Annotated in this window: 24 protein-coding genes and 1 riboswitch; of the genes, 3 read left to right on the top strand and 21 right to left on the bottom strand. The window is 44.2% G+C overall.

Translation table 11 applies throughout. From position 1 onward, the window contains the following. Nucleotides 1-354: 354 nt before the first annotated feature. The 17 genes from AC3WRW_RS21540 to AC3WRW_RS21620 all read right to left on the bottom strand — a co-directional run bounded on the left by AC3WRW_RS21540 (nt 355) and on the right by AC3WRW_RS21620 (nt 14,928). A complete protein-coding gene (locus AC3WRW_RS21540; RefSeq protein ID WP_492548353.1) occupies nt 355-1,782 on the bottom strand; it encodes a pyridoxal phosphate-dependent decarboxylase family protein in 1,428 nt (475 codons plus the stop codon). A 288-nt stretch (nt 1,783-2,070) separates the two neighbouring features. After that, nucleotides 2,071-2,538 (bottom strand): DinB family protein, encoded by a 468-nt coding sequence (locus AC3WRW_RS21545; RefSeq protein WP_492548414.1) that lies wholly within the window; start codon nt 2,536-2,538, stop codon nt 2,071-2,073. Between the two features lie 233 nt (nt 2,539-2,771). After that, nucleotides 2,772-3,719, bottom strand: coding sequence for an EamA family transporter (locus AC3WRW_RS21550; RefSeq protein ID WP_492548354.1), 948 nt, complete (start codon nt 3,717-3,719; stop codon nt 2,772-2,774). An 80-nt stretch (nt 3,720-3,799) separates the two neighbouring features. Then, nucleotides 3,800-3,900, bottom strand: a riboswitch (purine riboswitch). Nucleotides 3,901-4,061: 161 nt separating this feature from the next. Next, nucleotides 4,062-4,409 carry a carboxymuconolactone decarboxylase family protein gene (locus AC3WRW_RS21555; RefSeq protein ID WP_492548355.1) on the bottom strand — a complete coding sequence of 116 codons (348 nt, stop codon included), beginning with the start codon at nt 4,407-4,409 and terminating at the stop codon, nt 4,062-4,064. Nucleotides 4,410-4,555: 146 nt separating this feature from the next. Beyond that, complete coding sequence (locus AC3WRW_RS21560) at nt 4,556-4,966, bottom strand: sigma-70 family RNA polymerase sigma factor family protein (protein ID WP_492548356.1); 411 nt, start codon at nt 4,964-4,966, stop codon at nt 4,556-4,558. Between the two features lie 155 nt (nt 4,967-5,121). After that, complete coding sequence (locus tag AC3WRW_RS21565) at nt 5,122-5,280, bottom strand: sigma factor (RefSeq protein WP_492548357.1); 159 nt, start codon at nt 5,278-5,280, stop codon at nt 5,122-5,124. An 86-nt stretch (nt 5,281-5,366) separates the two neighbouring features. Further along, nucleotides 5,367-5,744: a NucA/NucB deoxyribonuclease domain-containing protein gene (locus tag AC3WRW_RS21570; RefSeq protein WP_492548415.1), complete on the bottom strand. Its 378-nt coding sequence runs from the start codon at nt 5,742-5,744 to the stop codon at nt 5,367-5,369. Between the two features lie 124 nt (nt 5,745-5,868). Then, nucleotides 5,869-6,732 (bottom strand): STM4011 family radical SAM protein, encoded by an 864-nt coding sequence (locus AC3WRW_RS21575; protein ID WP_492548358.1) that lies wholly within the window; start codon nt 6,730-6,732, stop codon nt 5,869-5,871. Further along, nucleotides 6,729-8,105: an STM4012 family radical SAM protein gene (locus AC3WRW_RS21580; RefSeq protein ID WP_492548359.1), complete on the bottom strand. Its 1,377-nt coding sequence runs from the start codon at nt 8,103-8,105 to the stop codon at nt 6,729-6,731. Before AC3WRW_RS21580 ends, AC3WRW_RS21575 begins: the two co-directional genes overlap by 4 nt. 20 nt (nt 8,106-8,125) lie before the next feature. Then, entirely contained in the window at nt 8,126-8,911 is a 786-nt protein-coding gene (locus tag AC3WRW_RS21585) for an STM4013/SEN3800 family hydrolase (protein WP_492548360.1), read from the bottom strand. Further along, a complete protein-coding gene (locus tag AC3WRW_RS21590; RefSeq protein ID WP_492548361.1) occupies nt 8,904-10,148 on the bottom strand; it encodes an STM4014 family protein in 1,245 nt (414 codons plus the stop codon). Before AC3WRW_RS21590 ends, AC3WRW_RS21585 begins: the two co-directional genes overlap by 8 nt. 2 nt (nt 10,149-10,150) lie before the next feature. Further along, nucleotides 10,151-10,996: an STM4015 family protein gene (locus tag AC3WRW_RS21595; protein WP_492548362.1), complete on the bottom strand. Its 846-nt coding sequence runs from the start codon at nt 10,994-10,996 to the stop codon at nt 10,151-10,153. Nucleotides 10,997-11,133: 137 nt separating this feature from the next. Next, on the bottom strand, nt 11,134-11,523 hold the full coding sequence (locus AC3WRW_RS21600; protein ID WP_492548363.1) for a VOC family protein: 390 nt from the start codon (nt 11,521-11,523) through the stop codon (nt 11,134-11,136). Between the two features lie 178 nt (nt 11,524-11,701). Continuing rightward, nucleotides 11,702-12,592 carry an alpha/beta fold hydrolase gene (locus tag AC3WRW_RS21605; protein ID WP_492548364.1) on the bottom strand — a complete coding sequence of 297 codons (891 nt, stop codon included), beginning with the start codon at nt 12,590-12,592 and terminating at the stop codon, nt 11,702-11,704. 127 nt (nt 12,593-12,719) lie between these two features. Continuing rightward, a complete protein-coding gene (locus tag AC3WRW_RS21610; RefSeq protein ID WP_492548365.1) occupies nt 12,720-13,334 on the bottom strand; it encodes a DUF2239 family protein in 615 nt (204 codons plus the stop codon). 237 nt (nt 13,335-13,571) lie between these two features. Further along, complete coding sequence (locus tag AC3WRW_RS21615; protein WP_492548366.1) at nt 13,572-13,982, bottom strand: cupin domain-containing protein; 411 nt, start codon at nt 13,980-13,982, stop codon at nt 13,572-13,574. A gap of 82 nt (nt 13,983-14,064) precedes the next feature. After that, nucleotides 14,065-14,928 (bottom strand): aldo/keto reductase, encoded by an 864-nt coding sequence (locus tag AC3WRW_RS21620; protein WP_492548367.1) that lies wholly within the window; start codon nt 14,926-14,928, stop codon nt 14,065-14,067. A gap of 239 nt (nt 14,929-15,167) precedes the next feature. On the opposite strand from AC3WRW_RS21620, the gene AC3WRW_RS21625 reads away from it, so the two are divergent. Continuing rightward, complete coding sequence (locus AC3WRW_RS21625; RefSeq protein WP_492548368.1) at nt 15,168-15,713, top strand: TetR/AcrR family transcriptional regulator; 546 nt, start codon at nt 15,168-15,170, stop codon at nt 15,711-15,713. Nucleotides 15,714-15,842: 129 nt separating this feature from the next. Next, nucleotides 15,843-17,720, top strand: a complete 1,878-nt coding sequence (locus AC3WRW_RS21630; RefSeq protein WP_492548369.1) for an LTA synthase family protein — start codon at nt 15,843-15,845, stop codon at nt 17,718-17,720. 381 nt (nt 17,721-18,101) lie between these two features. Here the strand turns inward: AC3WRW_RS21630 and AC3WRW_RS21635 are convergent, their stop codons facing one another. The 3 genes from AC3WRW_RS21635 to AC3WRW_RS21645 all read right to left on the bottom strand — a co-directional run bounded on the left by AC3WRW_RS21635 (nt 18,102) and on the right by AC3WRW_RS21645 (nt 20,525). Then, on the bottom strand, nt 18,102-18,986 hold the full coding sequence (locus AC3WRW_RS21635) for a GNAT family N-acetyltransferase (protein WP_492548370.1): 885 nt from the start codon (nt 18,984-18,986) through the stop codon (nt 18,102-18,104). Between the two features lie 79 nt (nt 18,987-19,065). Next, on the bottom strand, nt 19,066-19,485 hold the full coding sequence (locus AC3WRW_RS21640) for a GNAT family N-acetyltransferase (protein ID WP_492548371.1): 420 nt from the start codon (nt 19,483-19,485) through the stop codon (nt 19,066-19,068). Nucleotides 19,486-19,694: 209 nt separating this feature from the next. After that, nucleotides 19,695-20,525 carry an SDR family oxidoreductase gene (locus AC3WRW_RS21645; RefSeq protein WP_492548372.1) on the bottom strand — a complete coding sequence of 277 codons (831 nt, stop codon included), beginning with the start codon at nt 20,523-20,525 and terminating at the stop codon, nt 19,695-19,697. Nucleotides 20,526-20,622: 97 nt separating this feature from the next. On the opposite strand from AC3WRW_RS21645, the gene AC3WRW_RS21650 reads away from it, so the two are divergent. Further along, complete coding sequence (locus AC3WRW_RS21650; protein WP_492548373.1) at nt 20,623-21,036, top strand: MerR family transcriptional regulator; 414 nt, start codon at nt 20,623-20,625, stop codon at nt 21,034-21,036. A 79-nt stretch (nt 21,037-21,115) separates the two neighbouring features. Here the strand turns inward: AC3WRW_RS21650 and AC3WRW_RS21655 are convergent, their stop codons facing one another. After that, nucleotides 21,116-22,156, bottom strand: coding sequence for a sensor histidine kinase (locus AC3WRW_RS21655; RefSeq protein ID WP_492548374.1), 1,041 nt, complete (start codon nt 22,154-22,156; stop codon nt 21,116-21,118). Between the last annotated feature and the right edge of the window lie 10 nt (nt 22,157-22,166).

Raw genomic sequence — 22,166 nt, forward strand, 5'->3', positions numbered from 1 at the left:
GCCTTCAGCTAATGTCGAAATTCGGTTTATAAAATCATTAATAAAGTCTGTTAAAAATGATCCTGGAATTAGTAATTCTTTCTCTTCATTCCAAAAACCTATATCTATCCAGCCTTGATATTCTAAATGAAAAGATATATTCATCGTGGGGTGCCCCATTCTTCATAATTTAGATTTTCCTCCATAGAACCCACCTTAGTTTCGAATACGTTAAATCTTCTCCGAAAGATTTTTGCAGACCCTCCTCCCGAATAAGTTCAATAAGAGTAAAAAAATTCCTTCAAAAATACAAAAAAGACAGAGATACCGTAAAGGTATGTCTGTCCCAATTCTTTTGGATAAGTCTAAGATACTCTATTCGAAAATAGCGAGCACACGCGCGACTGCGGTTACTGTCGCTTGCACATCGGCGTCCGACGTGCGCCAGTTGACAACGCCGATTCGCATTGCACGCCGCCCTCTCCATACTGTGCCGCTGAAAAACGCCGTTCCTTCCGCGTTGATAGCGGCAATCACAGAGGTAGTGCGGGCGTCGTGATCTTCTTCTGATGCATTGGGCTCTGGCGAGATAAATCTGACCAGTGCTTGGTTCAGCGTGGGTGCAAAAACCATCTCGGCGCCATGCAACGCTGCGATACCGTTTGCAAGCGCTGCGGCATGGGCACAACTCCGCTCAACGAGATCGGCCACGCCATCTCTGCCAAGTTCACGCAACGCTGCATAAACCGCAAAGCCTCGTGCGCGTCGAGTCCATTCAGGCGTCCAGTTGATTTGGTCGCGCGTTTCCGCATCATGGGTCAGGTAGTCTGCGCTAATCCCCATTGCCGCGCGATGTGCATCGACGTCTGTAATTAGGGCAATTCCTAGGTCCTTCGGTGTATTCAGCCATTTATGCGCATCCGTCGCCCAAGAATGCGCCAATTCGACCCCTGCCAGTTTGCTCCGATGTTGTCCACTTGCTCGTGCCCAAAGTCCAAACGCGCCGTCGATATGCACCCATGCCCCCGCCGCTCGCGCGATGGGGATGAGTTCGTTGAACGGATCGATCGCGGCAACGTTAAGATCAGCAGCGTCAAGAATAACAATCGTTGGGCTGTCAGAAGCGCTAAGCGCTTTGGATAGCACATCTGCTGTGACACGCGCGTCTGCGTCGGTTGTGAGAGGAACCAAGGCAGCAGTTCCGATGCCGAGAAAACGTAGAGCTCGTTCGATACTTCCATGGCGATGTTCCGATGCCAGAATACGTATTGCGGGGGCTCCGGTCAACCCGTCTCGCTCCACATTCCAGCCCCTATCTCGAAGGAGTGCGTGGCGTGCTGCGGCGAGGCAGGTGAAGTGCGCCATCTGGCAGCCGGTGGTAAATGCGAACGAAACTGTGCTAGGCAGATCAAGCACCTCCTTGATCCAGGCTCCGGCAACCTCTTCCACTACCGAAGCGGCCGGTCCGCAAGCATATAAAGCAGCGTTATTGTCCCAGGTGGAAGTGAGCCAATCGGCTGCAAGTGCTGAAGGCAGTGCACCGCCAATCACCCAGGCAAAAAAACGTCCCCCTGCAGAGCCCAAATGTCCTCCTTCGGTGGCAGCCACCAATTCGTCTATCACGCGTTCGGCGGGAATGCCCTCATTGCCAAGAGGCAGGCCCAATCGACTCCGTAATGTATCTGCGTCTGTAGTTGCGCTGACAGATTGCTTGTCCAGTCTGCAGAGAAAATCAACAGCATGGACCTGGGTACGCTCAAGCAGAGAGCGGATATTTGCATCAATATTTGTTTTTATTGTCAAAATAAAACCTCCATTTATCGTATGAATTTAAGACAAATATATTCTAACACTACACCCCTTTTCATATCTTGCTCATCAATTCGCATACCTCACAACTTGCTAGTATTTCTTCTCTGAACTTTCCTATTCGAATTCTAATCAGCGTAAGCTAACTACATACTTTTTTGCACATACTTAAAGAGGCTGCCAATTATGTGCCGGCAACCTCATCCTCGTTATTTAATGTTACTATCGTTATCCTGTTAATTGAACGTTCCGCCTTTGACCACTGATTCGGTGGACCTTAATTCATCTGACTTCTTCGTCGGCAGAGGGCCCGTATAGGCCGGGCACCGGAATTTCAAGAAGCCGCAAATAAACCCCAAGTTGCGCACGGTGGTGGACCATGTGGCTTAATCCGAAGGTACGAAGTGCGATAGCCCGCGGTTGGCGTAGGATGATATGATTGCCGTTCCGCAAAGTCCATTCCTCGCCTAGCGTTTTCTCGTCGCATTCGGCTAACAGCTTTTTAAGCTTGACAACATTCGCGTCGAATTCCTTTAGCACGTCTTCTCGACTTTCCAAAGGCTCCCTCCGAAGTGGTACGGTCGAAAGATCGAATTCCAGATAATGAAAAATAGCGATTTGCCAGTTCAATAGGTTAATCAGGTGCGTGGTCAACTCCCCCAACGACATAGATTTCAGGTGGGGCTTCCACTCCATTTGCCCCTCGGGCAATCGCTCCAGGATGCGGCGTGTAGAAACCAGCTCATGCATTACGTCTCCGACAATCAGTTGTTTCACCTTTGATTTCCTCTCCTTCTTTAAATGGGATGTACTTTATTCCATAATACCATATATTGTTAGTAACCTTCTTCCCCTATGAATCATTATTAGTGCAATCTGCCCTTTCAACGAAACTAGGGAGCAGATGCCGCGTGGCGATCTGCTCCCTAATTATTGTGCTATCGTTTTTGTAAGCGTTAGGCTCTATCTCATTTAAGAACTGGTCAACCGGATACAGTATCTTTGCGCCCGGCCCATCTCGTTCGCTTCATCAGCTCCGGAAACGCAACAGCTAGCAGCACCAACAAGACCCCAGCCCATTGAAGCGAGCTTACGTGCTCGTGTAGAACGACGGCTGACAGCATAACCGCGACAGGCAACTCGGCGGCACCGAGGATGCCTGTCAAGCCTTCTCCAACGTGCGGAACTCCTATTGCGAACAATACTGGAGGCAAGAACGCACCGAACAAACCTAGCATTACCCCGAACGGAAGCAGTCCCTCCAAAAGCGCGTTGTTGAACAGGAAGCTTGGTGGGAACAAGAGGAATACAAATAACATCCCCCCCGTAACCATCCAGGCGCTTCGATATGTCGGATGCATAGAAGGCACTGCTTTTCCACTGAACTGAATAAACAACGAGTAGCTTATCGCGGACAAGAAGCCAAACATGACACCCTTCCAATTAAACTCGGACAAGCCTTGCTCGAGAATGCCGGCCGCTAGCAGTGTCCCTCCAAACAGGACGATCAGCGTGAACAACATGATGCCGTTCGGACGCCGCCTCTGTTCGACCGAATTGATCAATACCCCCATCCATGTGAATTGGAATAGCAACAGAATGGCTAGCGAATTGGGAATATATCGCAGGGATTGGTAATACAACAAGCCTGTTACAGCCGTAGGTACACCAGCGATCATCAGGATGACTCGATGTTTCCACGAAAATTTCATGGCAGTCGTCGCGGGTGAAGACGCAGACTTAACGTTCCCGCTCCATCTTCCCTTCCATTTCATGAATAGAACGAGAGTCCAAGCCAATATGAACCCTGTCAACAATTGACTTCCTACGACCTCTCCAAGTGTATAACCTTTTGCGTATGCCTTCGTAACGATCGTAGATAGAATGCCGTAAGAGATTGCGCCTAACAAAACCAAAAATCTGTATTTCATTGTTATGATTCCTTCCTTCGGTTTTCTTTACCGTAAATTTGAAAATAAAAAACTTCCTTGCTATCGAATATGGAATCGTCGAAACTTGATTCCATATTCGTAGCAAGGAAGTTAAGGCTTCCTGTAGAGACCCCCACCCTGTAATTCGTGGGGTTATACGAATGTATAATTAATTCATCAAACGAAAGCAAAGCAACATTTACAATAATAAGGCGCTCACTCGCCATTGTCAACTAGCAACTATTAGGCACATAATCCACAAGTCAAGACATATGGCTGACGCGATTCTTTTCTCTTCTATACATTCTTGAATCTCCTGCACGATATTTGTTTTTCAATTGATTAGCTGAGGCCAGCTTTTGTCAATCCAAACGCTGCTTCAGCAGATCCTGGTACTGTTTTGAAGCCAACATTGATTCGATTCCAAGCATTGATCGCCATGACAGATAAAGTTAGATCAGATATTTCCTTTTCTGAAAACTGTCCGCGAACACGTTCATACAATTCGTCTGGCACTCCATGCTCAGGCAGCTTGGTCAGAACCTCCGTCCATGCCAGTGCAGCCCGTTCGCGTGGAGAAAAGAGCGTCGATTCCCTCCAGATTGAAGTATGATACAGGCGAAGCTCACTCTCACCGTGGATCTTAGCTTGCTTGATATGCATGTCCAGACAAAATCCGCATCCATTCAACTTCGATGTGTGACATCAATCCCTTTTATCTACTCACTTTCTTTTTTTCTGCACTTGTACATCGACTTAAAGTGCCACACGCGCATCAATTGAACCTAAGAAAAACCCCAACCAGTAGTTGAGGTTTAAGCTGATGTACACTTATATCAGTTTATGTTTTGCAATTTATCTGGATTCACAATCATATAAATACGTTGAATCGACATAGCTTGGGCATCCCAATCAAAACATATAACCCCAGTTGTCAGGCCATCTTTTGATATTAATACTCCTTTTTGATCATTAACCTCTACTAGCTGAGCCTCAGATTCAGGGAAGCGACTTGACGATAGGGCATTTAAAATTTTGAGCACGTGTTTTTTACTATAAACAGGTTCAGTTGCTGCAGAAATTTTCCCTCCACCATCGGCAACCAGTATGACATCCTCTGTTAACATGTCTACCAAGGATTGAATATTGCCTTGCGTAATAGCGGAAATAAAGCGTGTTACCAATTCCTTTTCTTCAAGAGGATGGTTGGCTAGCACTCCATTTTTTTCAAATGAATCCACTTTCATGACGCTCTACACGTTCGAGTGGGCTGTCTTCGCTGAATTGAACAGTTGGTTCTGGAAGCCAATTACCTACGTAGCTTATTCTTTTTTTTCTAGCGGATTTTAATTCGTTCAGACACCGATTGATCATCATTTTGCTTAAGTATGATTCGACATTATTAATATTGTTTATTTAGATAACCATGTATACTAATAAATAAATCTTGAACCATATCCTCAGCATCTGATCTGGAACCAAGCATACGATATGCAATGGAAAATAAATGAGGCTTATAGGTTTTACAAAAGTCATTTATTTCAGCATACTGATAAGACAACTGGCATCGTTAATGTGTGACAAGAACTCAGCATTAGGATAGTTTCTCTGACACGGTCATGTGGGGAAACAAAAAAAAGTCCATTGTTATTTAACAATGAACATCACTTTGGTCCCATCCGGGTATTGGTCAACCTGATTGCTTACCCAGCTCCCTGCTCCACGATTATCAGAAGGAGATATGAATCGGATGTCAGCACCTTCTCCTCCTTCACTGCACATAGCCATGGGCCATTCATCTCGATCGTAGCCCTTTTTGGTAGGAACATGCTGCAGTGATTTCTTCCGATTCTCTTCAGCTCCTTTGCGATTGATCGTACAAACAGAGGATTCCCCTGCCGCTATGGCGTCTTTTATATGCTGCCCTGTTTCAGGGAACCGCTCCGCCGGGAAAATCAATTGCACATTCGCTGTGCTGCTGGTATCTGTAATATCAAAATGCTTTTCATAAAAGACTGATCCTATAAAAACGGATATTCCTAGCGCAATGGTGTATAACAACTTATGCCTACGCTTCTTCAAAATGCAGCCTGCCCTTCGTCAGTAAAAATAAATAATATAGTAAGACACACTGTCATTTCAATTTTACTCAGGAGTTCGGTAAAATGGCAATTCGTTCTAGTGCGCGGTCTCCGTATATTGAATCGAACTGTTGCCCCTCTATGTGGATATAGCCAATATAACAATCACATTGCCTCATACGGCACGGTCGCTCTTTAGAAATTCCCTCCAACCCATTTTTATACAGATTTCCGATCACTTGACGATCCTTATAGCAGCGTTTTACACGACCGTCTCCTTGGACATAAAACACATTTTGCCCGGCCCGGCACGGCTTGCCCATACTATCGTAATCCATTGCATTAAGAACAAAGTAAGGGTCCATACGGGTCAAAAACGCTACATCTTCGGCAGTATAGTAATCTGGTTTATCTTTGTAGGCGTTCACCCACATATAAACATCTTCAGGCAATGCCTTCCTTATTGAAGAAATGGAGTTGAACGAACTCTTGACACCAACACATCCTACGCTGAACGGGATATTCTTTGCGTAGAGCTTGCCGCATTGCTTTAAAAATCGTTCCTCCTCCGTCTGCCCAGGATGGTAGGTTACCCAGAATGCAGCAGTCACAGGGTTCAAAGCACTCGTCCAATCGAGCATAGCGGATAAGTTGGTTTGTATAGCGACTTTATCAACGTGCTGCATGTGGGAGAGTTTAACCAAGGCTTCCCTGTACCAACGATGCGTAAGTCCTTCACCATATGGATTAAAAAACACGGACAGCTGATGTCCGCTGTCCTCTTGATTCCCTACCCAGTCGACAAATGTCTCTACTTGCAGCCGATCCCTCATCAACGTCTCATGGCTATCTGTGGTCTTGCTAAAAGGACAGTACGGGCATTCGTAATTGCATGAGCTTAAGCTTCCACGGAAATAAATCGTCGCTTTCATGAGAGCACACAGCTTTCCATTCGAGCTCGTATGTCTGGAGAGATGAACCAATCTCCAATGGCGTCGGAATACATAAGCCCTTCTTCCGTCAGCCGCAATATCTCATGCTCTATAGTAGCAAAGTCCGTATGCACAAGCAGATTCAACTCGGGGTAATCGAAGAGAGCTGACGTTGTGAACCGCTCCACATAGCTGCCCAATGCCAAGCCTTCCGTATGTAGCAACGCTTTTAGGATAAATCGGCGCTGCTGATCCTCCTTGCTCAACACAATGCCGTAATCTGCATGGGTGTAATCGGCTGCAGCCACATAGTCGGCAATGATGCTTGCTGTAGCAGAGCGCCCTACGCTGTATCGCGAGGAATAATGGACCGATCTCGTGTAAGATCGTGCGCCGCAGCCGAGTCCAATCATGCCTTCCTCCTGACAGCCATAAGGAAGCAATGGCTTCTTCGAACCCGCTTCCGCTTTAGCAAATCTGCGCATAGAGTACTGGGTATAACCATGTGCAAGCAATCGTTCCCGGGCCGCGCAATAAAGACTTACCCTTTGATCCTCGCCGCTTTGCCTTATCTGCTCTGGCTTTACAATCGTGTGCTCACGAGTGTATAGCGGATAGATAAATATCTCCTCCGGCTCATAAAACAACGCCTTATCCAGCGAATACATCCATGAATCAAGGGTTTGACCGGGAAGGCCATAAATCAAATCCAAATTAAGGATCGGAAATTGGTGGAGCTTGAGCTGTTCCAGAGCTCTTTCGACTTCTTGCGGCTTTTGCGGACGATAGATCGCTTCCGCTTCAGTCTCTATGAAGCTCTGAATACCCATGCTGACCCGATCCACTTGTCTGCTTTTTAAAATGGTTAGGCGCTCGGAAGTTACCGTCTCGGGAGATGTCTCTACCGAGATTGAAACTTGGTTTAGATCTACACCTACCACATATTGAGCAATATGAAACAGCCGATCAAGCTGGACAGGTTCGAGTAGAGTCGGAGTTCCGCCTCCGATAGCAAATCTGGCAACCGGCTTATTTTGAATGAAAGGAGCCCATTGTTCAGCTTGTCTTTCCAATGCATCCACATATTCGGCATGTACATCGGCTCTTTTGTCAGGCAAAGTGAATAAATTGCAAAAGCCGCAGCGTGCCCCGCAAAATGGGATATGCATATATAAAAAGAACGAATCTGCCAATTCCTGGCTCCACAGCTCGGAAAGCGGCAGCTTCGTCTCCAATTCTCGATAGGACGTTTTGTGCGGATAAGAGTACAGATAAGACCGGTAAGGCTCTGATGTTAGGTTGTCCTTCCAGCTGCGCAGATCTTCCGCATTCTGGATGATGTCCAAGTAATTAGGGTGGACCGTATAGCTCATAATGATCTCCTCCTCTTACCTTACAAAATAAATTCGCGATAAGGCACATTCCATACAACCTCATGCGCAAGTCTGTGGCCATTATAGCCATCTTCACCGAAAGCGGTGCCGTGATCAGAGAACGCCATGCAAAATACTGGCCGTTCCCGTTCTCTGAATGCCTGAAATAATCGACCAAGTTCACCGTCAACATATCGGAGTGCCGCGCGCTGCGTCTCTACTGAATCTTTCTTCGCTCCTGGCACAAAATAATGATTCGGCCCATGAATCGCTGATATATTCATAAACAGAAACAAACGCTCTGACTTATCCGAATTTTGTAAAAGCTTTATTGCATGGTTCACCTGATGCTCGGTAGAGCGTTGATTCGTAACCCCAAAGGTCATTCTCCAATAGCTTTCGTGGAAGTAGCCAGGAAGCACTTTGGCCAGAGGAACTTTTTTCGTGAAAAATATGACTCCGCCAATACAGATCGTACGGTAGCCTTCTGCCCGCAATCCGGATACGATATCCGTTGAATCAAATTGCCATGTATACGGATGTATTTTAAATCCCGTATTCTTCGAATGGAACAATCGAACATGCTCTGACTTATTCGTCGTAGCCGGAGTTGGCAGAAATCCGCCAAAAAAAGCATGATGCGCCGCATAAGTAAAGCTGCCCGGCGTGTGTCGCAATTCCCAATGTCCGCCGCCGCATAAATTCGGGCAGTTTTCTTCCTCCATTACAGCGGCGTCATAGCGCAGCGTATCCAGTGTAATCATGAGAATATCATGGCTTCCAACAATTTCATTCATGTTAAACATCGCGGTGATCCCCTTCCATATTGAGAGCTGAAGGGAATGAAGCAAGTTTCATCTCCCATTCATAGGGGTCATATCCTTCATATTGACAATGATATAGCAAATCTCCGAACGGATTGACATCCAATATATAAGGACGAAAAGACCCGCTGCTCAATAATACATCTACGCCTGCGACGGTAGAATGTGGAAATGCCGATAACGTTTGCTCGGCACAATGTCGCACTGTAGCTTGAAGATCGTCAGACAGGCCAATCTCCTCCAAGCTCATTCGATCGCTATCGAGATGCAGGTTCGTTATAGGTGTTCTGCTTGCTCTGGCAATACTGTGACAAGCCTTACCTGCAACGACAAGCTGCCGAATATCGAAAGTGCGATCCTGATAAGACGCTTTTGGAATCCATTGCTCTACATGAGCCCCATGTCCCAATAACCAGTTGATGATTTGACGTATGACATGACGTTCTTTATAGTTCGCCAGCTTTTTTACGTTATAAAATAACGGAGGTCTGGAGTTATAGTTCTCCACACCTATTGTAGTTATGGCCGATTCCGCGCCTGTAGCGGGGTTTACTTGGTATGAAATGATTCCGCACGCGCCGGAACCAACTGCAAGCTTAATAAATAAACGATGTGTTCGCGTAGTTACCATAGTATCCCGCAATGTATTGTAATCCGGAATGGATTCCGGTGATGCTAGTCTTCTAGGAACCGGCAATCCAGCTGAAGATAAGATCTGGTGCGTATGCCTCTTATCGAACATGGCGGCTATATCCTCAGGTGCATTCATCCATCGTGGCTTATTCCATAGTTGAGTTGCCTCCCTGTCTAGTCGAGACAGCAGCCTGCAATACCCACGAAACCACTGGGAAGGATGATACAGCTTGCCATTAATTTCCTTCAGACCTTGTGCCATGCTAACCGAAAAAGGCTGAACATCGTTCTTGTTATATTTAAGCCAACGATCGTCTGTTTGGATGATTGCCGCATCAGGAGCGCCAAGCGCAATAAGCTCACGTTCCACTTCAAAATGTTCTCCTGGTGCGTCGAGCCGTAGCAATGGCGATTCATCCCACGTTCGGCCCATGCTTTGTGCAATCGAACTCAAGGATGCTTTTCCCTGCAGCACATCGATATAATTCAAAACAAGAGCTGGGGGCAACCCCAGCCGAGCTCTTGCCGCTTGCAGTCCGATTGTTCTTCTATTACCAGAATTACCAATTACAATCATCGATTTCATCGTTATTCCGTCAATGAAGGATAGCGATAATCCTCGTCTTCATCAGAATCATTCTGATCGCTGATATCTACATTGAGACCAGACTGCTTCCATCGAGTCATCATTTCATCCGACATGTAATGATAGCTTAAATCAAGCAGATCCAGTTTCTTTATCTTTTCACTATTGATAAGCGCTTCCGCTCCCTCATCAGTCAATGTTCCCATAGAAAGATCCAAGGTATGTAGTTGATCAAGAATAGGTGCATTGGCTACAGCAATAGCAATTTCATCTTGAATTTCACTGTCTTTGAGCCCAAGATAAGTAAGCCGAGGGAATTTTCCTGGCTCGATCAGCGGGAGAACATCTTCGAGGCTTCCGTCAAATCCATACTCTTCAACCCCTAGATAAAGTTCCAGCTTCTTGAGGCTTTTAAAACTGCCTTCGCTAATGCTAGTAATGACTTCTTTTCCAAGCCCGCCGCAAATGATAGTCAGCTCCTCCAGCTTTTCGTGATGAGCAGGATCAAGTCTGAGACCTGTGCTTCCTTTAATAGTAAGTGAGCGAAGCTCGGGATAAGCAGATAGAATCGGCCCCAGGTTGGATTGATTAATCCAAGAGACCTCGCATTCTTCAAAGGACATATCGCCAATAAACAAGCTTCGCAGCTGCGGAAAGCGGTCTTTTAACCGAATAAGCACTTCGACAATTTCGCTGGAATCATTCTCGTAGGCGCCGCCCCAGTCACCGATGATGAGACTTTCAAGCTGTAAGCCCTCATCCTTGCCTGCAAGCTCCTCTATTAAATCTACGATTTTGACTCCATTCTCGTATTGATCATAGTCGACAAATAGTTTACATTCGGACATAAGAATACCTCCTGGAAATGAATACTAATCCTTCATTCATTATAAAAGCCACACTCGCGAGTTTCAAATGCCGCGGTATTTACGTTCAATACTCCCGTTGTTTCTTTAGAATCTACCTATTCGAAGAAGTTGAAAGTTCAGCTATAATTAGAAAGTTCTATCAGATTTCCATCTGGATCTCTTACATAAACAGATGTTATCGATCCTAATGCTCCTGTTCTTACTATAGGCCCTTCTTCAATTGTTACTTTGCAATCTCCTAAATGATGAATTACATCGGGCATTGGAAAGTCCGTTATAAAACATAAATCAGCGCTGCCAGACATAGGCGATTTTGCTTTTGGTTCAAATTCTTTGCCTACTTCATGTAAGTTTATCTTCTGCTGCCCAAAATGTAGTGACTTTCTCCCCTCACCAAAAGTAATAACCTTCATTCCTAAAACTCGGGAATAAAAATCACATGTCTTATCCATATTTGCCACAGTCAAAACCAGATGATCTAATCGATTGATATTAATTCCAATCAACCCCTTTCGCGTTATGATCTTAAATTAATAGTACGACTTGCAGTTCTATAATCCTGCATGCCCATTCGTTGAGAAAACGAATCTCTTCGATATTCTTCTCTCCTTCGTCTGTTTGAAAAAATCCTCACAGAAAAAGCGCCGGCTCACGATGTTATCATGAAATCAGCGCTTATTCTTGTCAATTGCGACGAGCCGTTCGCTCTATGCCATCAGCGGTTGCTTTGTACAATTGGTGCGGCAGGTCGTGTCCCATACCGTCAATCATCATTAATTCAGCGCCCGGAATGGCAGAGGCCGTGTCCTCGCCACACGCCGGAACGAACAGGGGATCATCCACCCCATGAATGACAAGTGCCGGTACTTTTATGGTCGCAAGCCGCGGACGACGGTCACCGGAAACAGCGATCGCAGCAATTTGTCGTCCGACACTGCCTGGATCGTAGGCTCGCTGGACTTCCTCCAGAATGAGTGCCCGATAAGCATCTTCTTCAAATCGATAGCCAGTGCCAGCGATGCGTTTGGCAAAAGCGATGCTGTGCGCCAAAAATCCTGCTTCATCCTCAAAGGGGTTCGGCGCCGGTTTAGTCATCATTGCCATGACATCCGGGGAAGCTTGCGGGAGGGTTGGATTGCCGGAACTAGACATAATGGAAGTGAGTGATAAAACCCGTTCTGGGTACTCACTGGCTGCAATCTGGGCGATCATTCCGCCCATCGACCTGCCAACGAAATGTGCCCGGTCAATTGAAAGGGCGTCGAGCAGTCCGATAGCGTCGCTTGCCATGTCATCGAGCGTGTATGGGATGTCCGGTCGCTGTCCTGACATGAGAGCAGTCGCCAGCGCGTCAAAATCCAATGCCCGATATTGGTTAAAATGTGTCGAGCAACCTACGTCACGATTGTCAAAGCGGATCACGCGAAAACCCCGCGCTGCTAATATCTGACAAAACGGAACCGTCCAACGGATCATCTGGGTTCCAAGCCCGGCAATTAGGATAATAGCCTCGTCATTTTCGTTACCGAAACTGTCATAGGCCAAATCAACGCCGTTTACTTTCAGATTGTTCATAATTATGTTCTCCTCCAATTAATAAGGGTATGCTCAATATAGCGATTGAAAGCTTCAGCACCGCTGATTGGATCCTCCGGTGTTCGATGTTTCCTTTTTAATTCTTTACGCCTCCAAATGCTTTCATTCATAAGTTCCCTTCAGGGAATGCATTAGCGGCTAATCTTTTGACATGGTTTCTGATATCAGGTGCCCAGTCATCGATGAAGTGGTTAAAACGATCCAAATCACCAGCATACAGTGCCCGCAGAGCTTCTTCATATTGATGGAAGTTCCCGGCCATAGCTGTCATAAAGTTATATGCTGCTTCTTGCGACTCTCGGATATTGTTCTGTTTTTCTCCAGTACGGCGAGCCTCGTCAATGAGTTTTCGTAATGTTACCGACGCCCCTCCAGGTTGACTCCTAAGCCATTCCCAATGACGTGGCAATAACGTAACCTCACCGGAAACAACCCCCAGCTTGGGTCGACCGACCCGTCGTGTAGGCTGGTTGTGATTCACTTCCATATCAGGCAAATCACCGAACTGTTCTCCTAATCGTTTGAGCACATCATCTGTATTCCCACGAAAATCAACATCTACCGGCTTCCCCGTGGAATCGTCAAATAAAAGCAACTGTGTGAGGTCTCTGTCATCCAGAGCATCCTTCACTGTAGTAACAACGTGCTGAAACGAACCACTGGCGACGACTCCCACACCCAAAAATGCCGTGCAGTACAAGCGCGTTAGGTCATTACTCATGCTTATCTCCTCTCTGATTGTCTCACCAATTATACCCGGATAAAAATAAATAATCAATATTACCCGGGTAAAATTTATTTTCTCGTTCGTGATGGACGGAATAAATACAAAAAACGCGGCCTAAGAGGAACCGCGCTGTTGAGGGTTAATGTTATCAGTTTAATTCTTTATTTGCCGCATATCAAAGAGCCGCGTCTACTCGACAGAGTGCAGTTCAGATTTAGACTCCCGCTTCATTTATCCCAATTTGCTATATTCCTCATCTGTTACTGATTCCAACCATTCCGGCTTACCTGCCGTAATTGCGATGTGTTCAAACCAGCTATCTTTTGTAGCGCCATGCCAGTGTTTCACACCATCATGGGCTATAATGACATCACCGGCTGTTAAGAATTGAGCAGGTTTTCCTTCTTCTTGGTACCAACCTTCGCCTCCGGTTACTAATAAAATTTGAAATCCATCACGATGAATATGCCAGTTATTTCGGCATCCAGGTTCAAAGGTTACATTCCCAACACCGACATTGACTTTTGGGTCCGAAACTAAGGTTTTTAAATAGCTTTGTCCCATAAAATATTGCGCAAACGCTTCATTTTTTTCACCCGCTTGGAAGATAACGCCATTCTTCACTTCTTCATGTTTTGCCATTCTAATTCCTCCAATAAATAATATTAATATTTGTATCCACTTACTGAGAAATTGCTATTAAAAGTCTCCACTCACTACCTGTTTACTTTAATTTTCCGCCAAATACCGGGAAGAAGCTGTGCTCACCATAATTCTGGATGTGCTCTACATTCTTCAAAATCTCCAGATCTGTATCGCTGATAGCAAAATCAAGCTCTGCATTAATTCTCATGTGATCCGGATTTGCTGTCTTAGGAATGACTACAAGTCCAAGCTGGAGATCATAACGTAGGCAAAGCTGAGCAACAGATACCCTATACTTATCAGCTATTACCTTAACCTCTGCATTATCAAGGACTGCACCGTGTGCAATGGGTGAATACGCCTGTACAAGGATATCATTCTTCTGACAGAATTCAATTAGCTCCATAGGAGTATTGCTCACATGTGCCAATATCTGATTTACCATAGGCTTAATTTCACAGCTTGCAAAAATATTCTCTACGTCATCCTGAAGAAAGTTAGATAGGCCGATTGCCTTTACTTTACCTGTCTTATATGCATCCTCCATTGCTTTCCATACTTCTTGGTTCTCCTCAAAGTACCGTTTTTCTTCACGGAACTCCTTCCAAGGCTGTGGGCTGTGGATAATCAGCAGGTCAACGTAATCCAGTTCCATATTTGCTAAAGACTCGTTAATGGAATGAGTAACTGCATCATAGCTCTTTGCTTCTGCAGCAACCTTTGTTGTAATGAAAAGCTCTTCTCTTGCTACACCGCAAGAACGGATTCCTTTGCCTACACCAGCTTCATTCTTATAAGCCTGAGCAGTATCAATATGACGATATCCGATAGATACTGCATCACGCACTGCCTGTGCGGCCTGATCATTGTCAAGCAGCCAGGTACCAAGGCCTACTTTTGGAATTTCTATACCATTTGACAATTTGTAAGTCTCGTTTAACATGTTTTTGTCTCCTTTTCATTCATTCCAGAGGGCTGTTCTAACTGACATTAAGAATAACCACCTGAAATTGATGATTTAACTTTTACTATCTACACTTCATAATTAATCAACATCTGTTTATAATTATAAAACGAACCAAGATGCTTTCAATGGTTAAAAGATCGCAATTCGTTGCTTACTCAACACATCAATAAAAATTGTTAATTATCACAAACGTATGAAAGCTTGGTGAATATACGATGACAAAAGTAGACCGAAGAATTATTAAATCACAAGAAGCGATGAAAAAAGCTGTTATTGACTTAATGGCTGAAAAAAACTTCGATGACATCACCATTCAGGATATTGCCGATAAGGCAAACATAAACCGCGGCACCATTTACCTTCATTATCAGGACAAATATGATCTATTGGACAAACTCATAGAGGCACACATTAACGAATTAAAAGAGATGGGGGTATGGGCTTGCAAGCTGGATTGGTGCAATGCGCTTTTACCCTTTTTTGAATATTTCGAGAAAAACTATATATTCTTTTCGACTATGCTGGCGAGCCAAGGGGCCCCTTCGTTTAGAAATCGGCTTTTTGATTATATAACAGAAGGATTCAAAAATGAGATTGACCAAGAAAGCGGAAGAAATACGGATTTAACCGAAGACGTCATGCTCCAGTATGCCGGGAACGCTTATGTAGGGGTCATTGAATGGTGGATCCGAAATGGCATGCCATCCCCGCCTCAAGCAATAGCCAAACAAGTCGGGGCCTTGTTAGAAAGAAGCCTGTAGCATTCTCCCTTTTTCATATTCACAAATAAGTTCGGCAGGTATGCGGTTGGAATGTTTAGATTCGGTCTTTTTGGTTAAAAAAAGCAATAAGACCTATTTGAAATTTATACGCACCATGAAGGAGGTACCATGACGCAGTCCGGGATCAGGTCAGGGGGATATTTATTTTATGTATTTACCTTTATTTTGTGGGTGAAGTTCGCTTTACTGCGTTACTTTCTTTTTGGGAAAGTCGAATTGAAATGGTGGTTTCTAGAATTGGCAAGTCTCCTTGTATTTACCGCAATCATAGAGATTTGCTTCTCGCGTCGCGCCAAGCGGTATGCTTATTGGGTTTTCAATACGATTTTGTCGCTAATCTGTTTTGCGGCTACCCTATATTTTGAGCATTTCGGGTCGGTTGTTACCTATACCTCCATCCTTGAAATCAAACAGCTTATGCAAATTTCGTCGAGTATCAAAGCGACAATTCATCCGTTGGATTACTTATTTTTTGCGGATCTCGTCCTTGTCTTCTTGATTCGGCTTGCGACACGGAAGCGCGGCCAGATCCTGAGCAGCGAGCGACCTGTGCGGCGATCGTATTTCACGGGTGTAGCCCTGGTCTGTTTGGTAATCTGCGCCTGGTTTATTAAAATGGACAAAGGCATCACGAATGAGCTGGTACGGGCCGAGCAGCTTGGTCTTATGAATTACGAGGTAACCGTGGCCGTCAACGGGATAACCGAAAAAAGCAAAATGACATTCTCAAATTTGACGCAAGCACGAACAGTGATCAACCAGGTGGAAGCCGGCTATGGATATAATCCGACGGCAAGTCCTGATCAAAAGCCGAACTATTTTGCAGCCCAACAGGGAATGAACGTCATAGTCGTTCAGCTGGAGGCTTTTCAAAACTTTTTGATTAACCTCTCATACCAGGGTAAAGAGCTGACGCCTGTAATTAATAAGCTGGCTCAAGAAAGCTTCTATTTCCCGCATATTTTTCAGCAGATCGGCCAAGGCAATACATCCGACGCTGAATTCATGTCCAATACATCCATTTATCCTACGGGGACGATTCCCATGTCAACAGGTTATGGCGACCGGCAGCTTCCCAGTCTTCCAAAGCTTCTTGAGGGTAAAGGATACGAAGCGGATACGTTTCATGTCAATGATATTCATTTTTGGGACCGGATTAAGTTGTATCCTGCGATCGGGTTTACGCATTATTTTGACAAACCGTATTATACGAACGACAATTTCAATTCTTTCGGAGCTTCCGACGAAGAATTGTTCCGCGTAGGCTTTGAGAAGCTTACCGAACTGCACACTCAAAAAAAGCCCTTCTACGCGCAGTTTATAACCGTATCGAGCCACTTCCCCTTCCTAGTTCCGGCTACATTCGAGAAAATGTCAATACCGGCTGCCTTACAGGGTCAGGAGATCGGCAACTATCTGGAAGCTGCCAATTACGCCGATTATGCGCTTGGAACGTTTATTGATAAGCTCAAGAGCACCGGCTTGTGGGATCAAACCCTTTTCATCGCTTATGGCGACCATTTCGGGCTGCAACCGGAGGACATTAAGCCGGATGTACTTAGCAGCGAGCTGGGGATCACTTATCATGAAAGGATCACCCGCTTTAACATTCCGCTGTTTATCCATATGCCGGGCCAAACCAAAGGTCAAGTGATGAATCAAGTCGGGGGACAGCTCGATATTATGCCGACGATTGCCAACCTGCTTGGCATTTCTTTGAATGAGGAGGGCTTCGTCCACTTTGGTCAGGATCTGTTAAATATCCGGAAAAATGCTTTCGGCATGAGATATTATTTGCCTACCGGCTCCTTTTTCAATGATCAAATTCTGTTTATCCCTGGAAAAGGATTCGATGACGGAACGGCCGTGTCCTTGCAGACTCTCCAGCCAGTCGCTGATTTCCAGGCCTACAAGAGCGATTATGACTACGTCATGACCTTGATGAAATTGTCGGATCAATATGTGAATTTGCTGCCGAAGCGATAATTAATAAGTCTGTTTATTATTAAAAAAATAAATGCCGAGTATCCTTACCGTGAGGAATTCGGCATTTTTTATGGCTTTCTTTAAGCATCACCTGGTTGATCGTGTGTATTATTTTGTGCAGATTGGTCAGGCGATTTTCGAGTTCGAGATTGCAGTTCCTTATCGACGTTTCGCTGAGATTTGGTTATCTTAGTTTTAGTTTTATCAGACATTGGGATTACCTCCTTTCTTTCGCGATGAAAGTTAACTAACCACCTTGATTAATATTTGCTTCATTAATTTCACCCTATGCAAGCCAATAATTACCGCACTTCGATATGGGATAATTCATAATTAGCATAACGCGGCTGCCGCGTCTAAGTTGCTTTTGTCATAATTGAACTACGCTTGAGATGTAATTGGGTGTTTTATGTGTAACGGAAAATGATTCTCACCATTTATTTTTACAAATAGCACCTCACTACCTTGATAACGGTTACTTTGAGTATTGATATTTGGATAATCAGGGGTGAAATGAAAAACTACTCTTTCAATCTCATTTCCTGCAATCTTCTTTAAAATATCTTGAATGTTAAATTCCTTACGACTGATAATATCGAAAATATCTATTTGATTATTTTCCTTTATGTAGATAACAATAACATCCTCTTCTTCTAGGTAATAAACGTCATCACTAAAGACGTTCAAACAATAGTACATCAAAATTCCTAGAGAATTAACAGTTCCAAATCGTTGAGAAATAGGGATTCTTTTAGATGAAAAATTATAAATAAAAGCTAAATCATCCGTCAGTTTTCCGTTTAGTCTTTTGATACCTATTTTTTCACATTGAATCGGTGTAATTTTCATGGAAAATATATTTTCTTCAACTGCCCTAAACCCAAACTTTTGGTAGAAATCAAGAACAGTTTTATTCGCAAAGAGGTACACAAAGTCGCACTTGTTCTCATATTCCTCTAGAACTTTATTCATTAAACTTGCAGATAGCCCCCTTTTCCGATAATCAGGGTGAGTCATTACAGTTCCAATTTGTATAGCTTTTTTCGTTTCACCATTCATTATTAAATCAAGAATATTTACCGAAACATTGGCAATAACTTCATCACCAACAACATAAGAAAATGGGATATATCGTTGCTCGTCCCAAAATCCTTTTTGATACCAATTTTCAAGCCTTAATCCAAAAATTCTATCTGCTAGTTCAAAAAAACTCTTTCTAAATGTTTCATTGTTTTTATAATCTGTAAAAAATTTGAGTTCCTCCATTGAGCGCTCTCCCTATTACTACCCCTTAGCCCACTCGATTTTAGCAGCAGAACCTCTTGGTTTTTCTACTATCGGTTATTTAATTAAGTTGAAGTAAACGTATAATTTCACCATCAATTATTTCTTCACTAACCTTTTTAAACCCCAAGGATTCATACAACCCTCCAGCAATTAAGTTATCAGGCCTGTGTCCGATCATAACCTTTTTGCAGCCCATTGATTCCATCAACTTAATTAGTTTTTTCATTGCTATCTTTCCGCAGCCCCTACCTTGGTGATTTTCATCAATCATAAAGGCAGGTATCCAATGGTTACCATCCCCGTCAGGGTACTTACAAAAAACAAGAAATCCGATTAAAAAATCATCACAATAAATTGCACGCAGCTCAAAATCATCGATATACTTAGATTCTGCAATCCAATAAACAACAGGAGCAGGAAAAACACGTAGTTGTTCTTTCTTGACTATTCCTCCCAAAGTTGTCTGAAAACCGCCCACTCATCTTACCATACCGTTTTTCACCTAGATTGGTACAAAATAGCTATAAAAATTGATTCTTGAGATTTCACGCTAAAGTTGATCATCCCCACCTTCTACTGCCGGTGAGTTCAACATTTTGCAATCTGAACAAAAAGGGTAACGAAATACATGTCAATACTGACAGTTTCGTTACCCTTTGCGATTCGCGAAGAAGCGATGATTATTTTTTATTTTGTAAAATAATGCCCTTGCTCCAGGTCTGCGAGAAGCCGCTGATGGACAGGCTTCCAGCCGAGGAGTTCCTTCGTCCCATCACTTGTTCTTGCTAAGTCAAGCGACGCGACCATGCCTAGAAAACCGAAGATCGTTTGCGCCTCTTCACGCGGAATGCTGACTACTGGCACATTCAGATGACGACCTATGACCCCGGCGATCTCGCTGAACGGAATGCCTTCGTCGTCCACGCCATCCAGTCGTGAGCCTGCAGGCGCAGATTCTACCGCGAGGCGGAACAAAACTGCCGCATCCAAGCGATGAATCGCTGGCCAACGATTCGTGCCGTCTTCAATGTAAGCCGATGAGCCTCTTTCTTGGGCGACCCGAATTAATTGCGGCACAAAGCCTTTATCTCCCTCTCCATGAACGGAAGGTGCAAGCGAGACGATCGATGCTCTCACGCCGTGTTCGATAAACGCAAGTGCTGCATCCTCCGATGCTTTGCCATTCGCATGAGATGTGATAACAAGTGGTTTACCGGAGCCCGCAAGCCCCTCTCCCATGGCTTCGATGGCGCGAAGATCAGTTGCGAGTGATGCGGCGAAATTTGAAAAATCGTGGTTAAATGCCAAATGAATAACACCGTCTGAAGCGGCTGCACTGCTGCGCAGTAAATCCAGATCCTCTAAAACACCGCGAACCACCTCAGCACCCATGCTTTCCAATACTTGAGCGCCACTCTCTGAACGTGTCAAACCAACTACTTGATGGCTCGCTCCGATGAGTTCGCGGACAACTGCTGTACCAATATAACCTGCTGCACCTGTAACGAATATACGCATAATTGTTTTACGCCTCCTTAAAGATTTGACGAAGAGATGACTCCAGTCTAAACTATAAAGTAAACTCTAAGGCAAGCATTTGGAGGAATAATTTTATATGAAAATTCAAGAATTAGCAGACATGATGGGTTTAACCCCTCACACGATTCGTTTTTATGAGAAGGAAGGCTTGCTTGACAGCAGGCATATTCAGCGAGAGAAGAATAATTACCGCAACTACTCAGACGAAGCAATTGAGCGGTTAAAGCTGATTAAGAAATTTCAAGGCATCGGCTGCTCATTAGCTGAGCTGAAGACGATTTTGCAGGATCACGATACGAATGCACGTACGAACCAAGAAGTAATAGAATGGATTCTTCAGAAGATCAATGAGATCGAGCGCAAGAAGGACGAATACGATCATATGCTTGTAACGCTGAATTGGATGCTGACATACAGGAAGCTGCTGAATGAAGATCCACAGCAAGCTGAGGCTATGATGGCGGAATTACGTCTTCGAATTAACATCTAGCCGTATAACCGTGACAAAGCTCTTTTGACGTAAATTCCGTCACAAAGAGCTTTTCGTGCCTCGTGGGAATATGTTCTCATTAACCTACTCGTGGAATTTCTATAAAAAATATAAAAAGTCCCTCTTGATGTTCTAAACCCATCCGCCCTCCATGCAGCTCTACGATGTTTTTCGCTATCGACAGCCCTAGCCCAGAGCCTTGCGGGATCTGATAATCCTGTCGGGAGGGTTCCGCTTTATAGAACCGTTCAAATAATAACTGCTCTTGCTCCTTCGTGATCGGCTTTCCTTTATTTTCAACTGCGATGTAAATATGATCTTTGCCTTCAGAAAGAAGAACAGTGATTTCGCCAGGCTTGTGAGAAAACTTCAACGCATTCATCAGCAAATTATCGATTGTCCGAACGAACTTCTCCACATCCACAGTTCCATAAACTTGTTTCATTTCCCACACTTTTTTAACCGTAAGTTCATACTCCTGCGCGATCGGTTCGAATTCGATGATGATTTGTTCCAATAAGCTGATGATATCAATCGTTTGAAATGAAAATCGCGCCGCGCCGCTCGTCAGATTCGTATAGTCAAACAAATCGTCAATAAGCTTTTTCAATTGCTGTGTTTTGTTCAACGCGTTGTTAATATAACGTTTATGCTCGTCAATATTTTGGTAATCGTCCATATTCAGCAAATTCAAATATCCAATCATACTTGTCAAAGGCGTGCGCAAATCATGGGAAACATTTGTGATAAGCTCCATTTTCGAACTCTCGATTTGACGTTCTCTTTGCATCATACTTTGAAGCTGGTCAGCCATATAATTAATATTTCGCGCAACATCTCCCAACTCGTCCTGCCTTAACAAAGGAACTCGACAATCCAAATTTCCATTCGCAATAGACATGAGTCCGTCGGTCAACGTTCTTAGATAGCGAACAATGGGACGGGTAAACATGAAAAATAAAAACACAAACGCAATAATAAGAAACAATAAACTTGTTTTAGTACCTGCAAGAATCGTTATAAAATTGTCTAGAGCAAATGAAATAAACACTGCAAGGAAAAAGCTTAGAATTGCCAAGAAAAATAATTTAGCCCGAATGTTTTTGTTCCAGTTAAGCATTGAAATGAAG

This window comes from Paenibacillus sp. FW126-R14, assembly GCF_058789495.1.